We start from the raw sequence: 6,320 nt of genomic DNA, 5'->3' as shown, positions 1-6,320 counted from the left end.
AGCCCAGAATCGTTGAATTTTCAGCATTCTGGGCTTAAGTTGACCACATTGGGGTCGCACCCCTGTCGGGAAAATAAAGAAACAAAATATGTTTTAAAAGTCCTCTGAAGAAAGTATAAAAATCTAATCAGGTCACAGATTGGAATCCGCTCAGTCTGTGGCTTTTTAGTCATGAATAATTATGATTATAATTGACTTTAATCGCGTTTTTGTTATGTACGGTCAAGTTTAATCCTGTTTATAGATGACATGCAATTGTATTTCTATTATTTTAAGTCAATCATAATTACAAATATAGTTGACTGCGATTGCACTTTTATTATATAAGGTCAAGCTGAAGCATGTTTATAAGGCAGTTGGAGTCAGAACCGGTTGGGAGCACGCCTCAAGGACTAGTTTTGAGGCGCTCCCTTTATGAAATTAAGAAATTAGGAAAAAATATTATTGTTGTACTGCATGATGAGTAAGTGGTATAATAATACAAGTTTATATTGCAGAAAAAAGCTGTTGTTCGTGAGAGGCTGGGAATAATGATTGAGTGGAAACAAATGACTATGCAGGAAGCAGAGAATAAAATGGAGGTGCTTCGGGAGATTTTTGATGTAGTCCGTCTCCTGAAAGGGAGTGATCTGCAGGCTGCCGGAATGGAAAGTAAGCTTGCAGGAAGAGAAAATCCTTGCCAGTGTTATGCTTTCTGGAATAAAGATAAAAGATGTGAGAATTGCATTTCCCTTAAAGCACTGGAGGAAAAGAAACAGACATCCAAAATTGAATTTCTTGATTCTGATATGTATCAGGTATTTGCAAGGTATCTGGAGATTGACAGTGAGCCTTATGTAATGGAAATGCTGAAAAAGCTGGACGAGAACACGCTGACTGATGAGGAAGGATATGAAAAACTGACGGAAAAGCTGACTGTATATAGCGAAAAGCTGTATAAGGATGTGCTGACAGGGGCGTATAATCGCAGATATTTTGAGGAAAAAGTCAAAAATATGTCTTTGAATGCCGGAGTTGCAGTTATCGATCTGGATGATTTCAAATTGTTCAATGACACTTATGGTCATGATGGAGGAGATCTGGTACTGACAACCGTAGTAAATGTAATTCGACATTATATCCGTCGCACGGATATTCTGGTGCGCTATGGAGGAGATGAATTTCTGCTGATCCTGCCCGGAATTGAGAAGGAAGTCTTTTCACAGAAGCTCCGTATGATCCAGGAGAAGATCCATGCGACGCATATTCCGGGTTTTAATCGTCGGAAGCTTTCAGTGAGCATTGGTGGAGCTATGTTTACCCATGGCAGATTGGAGGAAGCAATCACCAAAGCAGACAGACTTATGTATATGGCCAAGGGACATAAAAATATAGTAGTGACCCGGTGGGAGCAGAAGCAAAATACAGACAAGATGGAAAAAAGAAACCTGCCTCAGCTTCTGGTTGTTGATGATTCTGAAATGAACCGTGAGATACTTAAGGAAATTCTGGGAAAAGAATACCGGATACTGGAGGCCTGTGACGGGGAAGAGGCTCTGAAGATGCTGGAGCAGTATGGACCTGAAATCTCATTGGTTCTGTTGGATATTATTATGCCAAAAATGGATGGATTTGAAGTACTCGCCTATATGAACAGAGATAAATGGATCGAGGATATACCGGTGATCATGATTTCCAGTGAAGGATCAGAGAGTTATATCCGCCGTGCCTACGAACTGGGGGCTTCGGATTATATAAGCAGACCATTTGATGCTAAGGTGGTATATCAGCGGGTTATCAATATGATCAAGCTTTATGCCAAGCAAAGGCGTCTGATCCATTTGGTAACAGATCAGATTTATGAAAAAGAGAAAAACAACCGTATGATGACCGGGATTCTCAGTCAGATTGTAGAGTTCCGAAATGGTGAAAGCGGGCTTCATGTGTTGCATATTAATATTCTGACTCAGCTTTTGCTGGAGAAATTGATGCGAAAATCAGAGAATTACGATCTTTCCTGGTCTCAGCAGCATATGATCGCCACAGCTTCCGCACTTCATGATATCGGTAAGATTGGAATTGATGAAAAAATTCTGAATAAACCCGGAAAGCTTACAAAGGAAGAATTTGAAGCCATGAAACAGCACACGATCATAGGTGCCCGGATGCTTGACAGTCTGGAAATGTATCATGATGAAGAGATGATGAAATATGCCTATGAAATATGCCGCTGGCATCATGAACGTTATGATGGAAAAGGATATCCGGATGGTTTGAAGGGAGAAGAAATCCCCATATCTGCACAGGTGGTATCACTGGCAGATGTGTATGATGCCCTGGTAAGTGACCGGGTATATAAGAAAGCATATTCTCATGAAAAGGCAATGGAAATGATCCTGAATGGAGAATGCGGAATGTTTAATCCTCTTCTTTTGGAATGTCTGGTGGAAATTCAGGATAAAGTGTGCAAGGAACTTGGTATTAAAGGTGTGAATGAATGTCTGGAATATCTGGAAGAGAGAAACTGATAAAATCCCCCTGAAAAGAGCTTAAACTCAGCGATGGGGTGTACATTTCTGTAGATCTGAATGAATTAAAATGGGAAGACAGAGTGATCAAGTTGAACGTGCAGCCTGCAGCAGTGGGAAATCAATAAATTTCTATCAGATCAGAAGGATGCAGAGAATGTTGCGGCTTTGAAAAATAATAAATGGTCATTACAGAGATTGATTCATAAAATGCAAAAATATTTTGTAAAAAATTTTCCTGAGTATCTTGACAGGGAATAAATAATCCTTTATAGTATAGCACAGATTTGGTGTGTTACTGGACAGGCAGGCATTAACCGGTCATAAATGTTATTTTTTAATGTTTATGGGGGTTAGTGCCTTTTTTTGATGTATTTTATGTGGTAAAACGCGGAATAATCATATGTCAGAAGGTTTTAATCTCCCGGAAACAAGACGGTTTATTCGCACGAATAAGGAAAAGGAGACAAAAAAACATGAAAGACAAGATTTTTGGAGTTTTGCAGCGTGTGGGAAGATCCTTTATGCTTCCGATCGCAATTCTCCCTGTTGCAGGTTTGCTGCTTGGTATCGGCAGTTCCTTCACAAATGAAACAACTATCGCTACCTATGGATTGCAGAAGATCCTGGGAAGTGGAACATTACTTAATTCTCTTCTAATCATTATGAACAAGGTCGGAAGTGCTGTATTTGACAATCTGCCGCTGATCTTTGCTGTTGGTGTTGCCATTGGTATGGCAAAGAAAGAGAAAGAGGTTGCTGCTCTTTCTGCGCTGATTGCATATTTCGTTATGAATGTGGCTGTCAGTGCCATGCTTCTTATCAACAATGAAATCACAGCAGACGGTCAGATAGCAGCAGATGTACTGGATGGAACCATTACTTCTGTATGCGGGATCCAGTCTCTGCAGATGGGTGTATTCGGCGGTATTATCGTAGGTCTTGGTGTTGCGGCACTTCATAACCGTTTCCACAAAATTGTGCTTCCGAATGCGCTGTCATTCTTTGGCGGCTCAAGATTTATACCGATCATTTCCACAATCGTATATATGTTTGTGGGAATCCTGATGTATTTTGTATGGCCGGTAGTTCAGAACGGTATTTATGCTCTGGGCGGTCTGGTAACAGGCAGTGGATATCTGGGAACTCTGATTTTTGGTATTATTAAACGAGCACTGATCCCCTTTGGGTTGCATCATGTATTTTATATGCCATTCTGGCAGACAGCAGTGGGCGGAACTATGGAAGTTGCAGGACAGGTGGTACAGGGCGGACAGAATATCTTCTTTGCGCAGCTTGCTGATTCTGCAAATATAGCACATTTCAGTGCGGATGCAACCAGATATTTCTCTGGTGAGTTTATCTTTATGATTTTTGGTCTTCCGGGAGCAGCGCTGGCTATGTATCGCTGTGCAAAACCTGAGAAGAAAAAAGCGGCAGGCGGACTTCTTCTTTCCGCAGCGCTGGCATGTATGTTTACTGGTATCACTGAACCGCTGGAATTCTCATTCCTGTTTGTAGCTCCGGCACTGTTCGTAGTTCAGGTGATCCTGGCAGGTGCGGCCTATATGATCGCACATATGTTGAATATTGCAGTAGGACTTACTTTCTCAGGCGGTTTCCTTGACCTGTTCCTCTTTGGTATCCTGCAGGGAAATGCAAAAACAAGCTGGCTGAGAATCATCCCGGTTGGTATTATTTATTTCGTCCTGTATTATGTGATCTTTACATTTATGATCAGGAAATTTAATTTCAAGACTCCGGGACGTGAAGATGATGATACAGAGACAAAGCTTTATACAAAAGCTGATGTAAATGCAAGAAAAGAAGCCGGAAAGACAGCTGGTGCAGTTGCAGCAATCTCCGGTGATCCGGTAAGTGAACTGATCACCAGAGGCCTTGGCGGAAAGAAAAATATCGTAGATGTTGACTGTTGTGCGACCAGACTTCGTATCACAGTTGCAGAGCCTGAGAGAGTTCGCGATGAACTTCTGAAACAGACAGATTCCAGAGGAATCGTGAAAAAAGGACAGGGCGTACAGGTTATCTATGGACCTCATGTAACTGTTATCAAGGCGAAGCTGGAAGAATATCTGGAGACTGCTCCCAACGAATTCGCGGATGAGACACCGGATAAGGTACAGGTACAGGAAAATGCTGCAGCAGGAAATGCAGATGGACAGAACAGTGCAGAGGTTGAGGACAAAAATGCAGGTACAGCACAGGCCTTGACACCTGTAAAAGAAGAAAAAATCAGAAAAACAGCAATCATTTACAGCCCTGTAGACGGAATCGCAGCAGATCTTTCTACTGCACCGGATGAAGGATTTGCAGGAAAAATGATGGGTGACGGTGCAGTGGTGACACCAACAGAAGGTACTGTATATGCACCTGCAGACGGAGAAGTTGAGTTTATTTTTGATACAAAACATGCCATAGGTTTCCAGACAGATTCCGGTATCCCTATGCTTCTTCATATGGGAATCGACACTGTAAAACTGGAAGGAAAAGGCTTCGAAATCCTGGTAACAGAGGGTCAGAAAGTGAAAAAAGGCGATCCGATGATGAAACTGGATTTGGAGTTCTTAACTGCCAATGCTCCGTCCATCACTTCCCCTATCCTTGATACTGAACCGGAAGACAACCAGAGGATCAGACTTCTGGCAAACGGTGAAATCAAGGCCGGTGAACCGTTGTTTGCGGTGGAAACGCTGGAATAATATTGTTATCAAAAACAGTTGGATGATCAAAAGAGATGACATCTTGATTATCTGACTGTTTTTTTACCCTTTTTGCAGGGGGGATCTGGAAATCAAAAATGTAACAAATTTGTGTGACGGGTAGGATTCTTATTCAAAATATGGTAAACTATAGCAGTCTTATGACCAAAGGGAAAATTATTATAATGGCAATAAATTTTTATAGAGGGGATTACGACAGAGATGTACAGAGTTAGCAAGGTATTAAATAATAATGGTGTTATAGCCATTGATATGGATGAAAATAAGGAGTATGTGATTCTTGGCAAGGGTGTTGGCTTTGGAAAAAAGGTCAGCCAGCGTTTTGATAAGCCGGAGGGATGCACTACATATCGTCTGGAACAGGAGACAGAGCGTGGATCTGCGAAGGAACTGGTAAAGGGAATAGAGCCGGAGTATCTGGAGATTGCAGATGCAATTCTGACAGAGTCACAGAAAGTGTTTGGAGATTCCATAGACAGAGGGATTCTTTTTCCACTTGCTGACCATATTTCTTTTGCAGTCGCCAGAATCCGCAGAAATGAGCAGATCAGCAATCCGCTGACAGAGGATATCAAGGTTCTTTTCTACAGTGAATTTAAAGTTGCGGAAACACTGAAAACAATTCTGAGAGAAAGACTTCAGATAGAGATTGATGATCATGAGGTTGGATATGTGGCATTGCATATTCATTCTGCAATTGGTGACGAAAAGGTATCTGTTGCTATGCAGACTGCGAGAGCAGTGAGAGAGTGTATAGATATGCTCGAGAAAGCAACAGGTAAGCCAATCGATGTACTGTCACTGTCCTATAATCGCCTGATGAACCATATGAAGTATATGGTAGCGCGTGCATCTACAGGAGAGAAGCTGAATCTGGACATGAATGAATATATGTTGGATCAGTATCCCCAGGCCTATAAGGTTGCCACTGACATCTGTAAAAACCTGGAAGGATGTATTGGACATAATCTGGATGAAACCGAGACAGGATATCTGGCAATGCATATCCAGAGAGTGTATAAGGATGCGGTATGATAATCAGTAAAGAAAGAAATTCCCTGCTCGGCCGGAA

General features: G+C 41.7%; 3 protein-coding genes. All 3 read left to right on the top strand.

Annotated features, from left to right (window positions below; genetic code table 11):
* Nucleotides 1-530: 530 nt before the first annotated feature.
* The 3 genes from LJE09_RS03375 (at nt 531) to LJE09_RS03365 (ending at nt 6,283) form a co-directional block, all read left to right on the top strand.
* Entirely contained in the window at nt 531-2,507 is a 1,977-nt protein-coding gene (locus tag LJE09_RS03375) for a diguanylate cyclase (protein ID WP_227310964.1), read from the top strand.
* Nucleotides 2,508-2,983: 476 nt separating this feature from the next.
* Entirely contained in the window at nt 2,984-5,227 is a 2,244-nt protein-coding gene (locus LJE09_RS03370) for a PTS transporter subunit IIABC (RefSeq protein WP_173721225.1), read from the top strand.
* Nucleotides 5,228-5,449: 222 nt separating this feature from the next.
* Nucleotides 5,450-6,283: a PRD domain-containing protein gene (locus LJE09_RS03365; RefSeq protein ID WP_227310963.1), complete on the top strand. Its 834-nt coding sequence runs from the start codon at nt 5,450-5,452 to the stop codon at nt 6,281-6,283.
* Nucleotides 6,284-6,320 lie beyond the last annotated feature (37 nt).

The sequence above is a fragment of the Blautia sp. DFI.3.45 genome, from assembly GCF_020593505.1.
Lineage (GTDB): Bacteria > Bacillota > Clostridia > Lachnospirales > Lachnospiraceae > Blautia_A > Blautia_A wexlerae.
This window is presented reverse-complemented; position numbering and strand designations above follow the sequence as displayed.

What these genes read in the sequence shown, in the direction of transcription:
- LJE09_RS03365 (WP_227310963.1), top strand. Translation starts at nt 5,450, where the DNA reads ATGTACAGAGTTAGCAAGGTATTAAATAATAATGGTGTTATAGCCATT.
- LJE09_RS03375 (WP_227310964.1), top strand. Translation starts at nt 531, where the DNA reads ATGATTGAGTGGAAACAAATGACTATGCAGGAAGCAGAGAATAAAATG.
- LJE09_RS03370 (WP_173721225.1), top strand. Translation starts at nt 2,984, where the DNA reads ATGAAAGACAAGATTTTTGGAGTTTTGCAGCGTGTGGGAAGATCCTTT.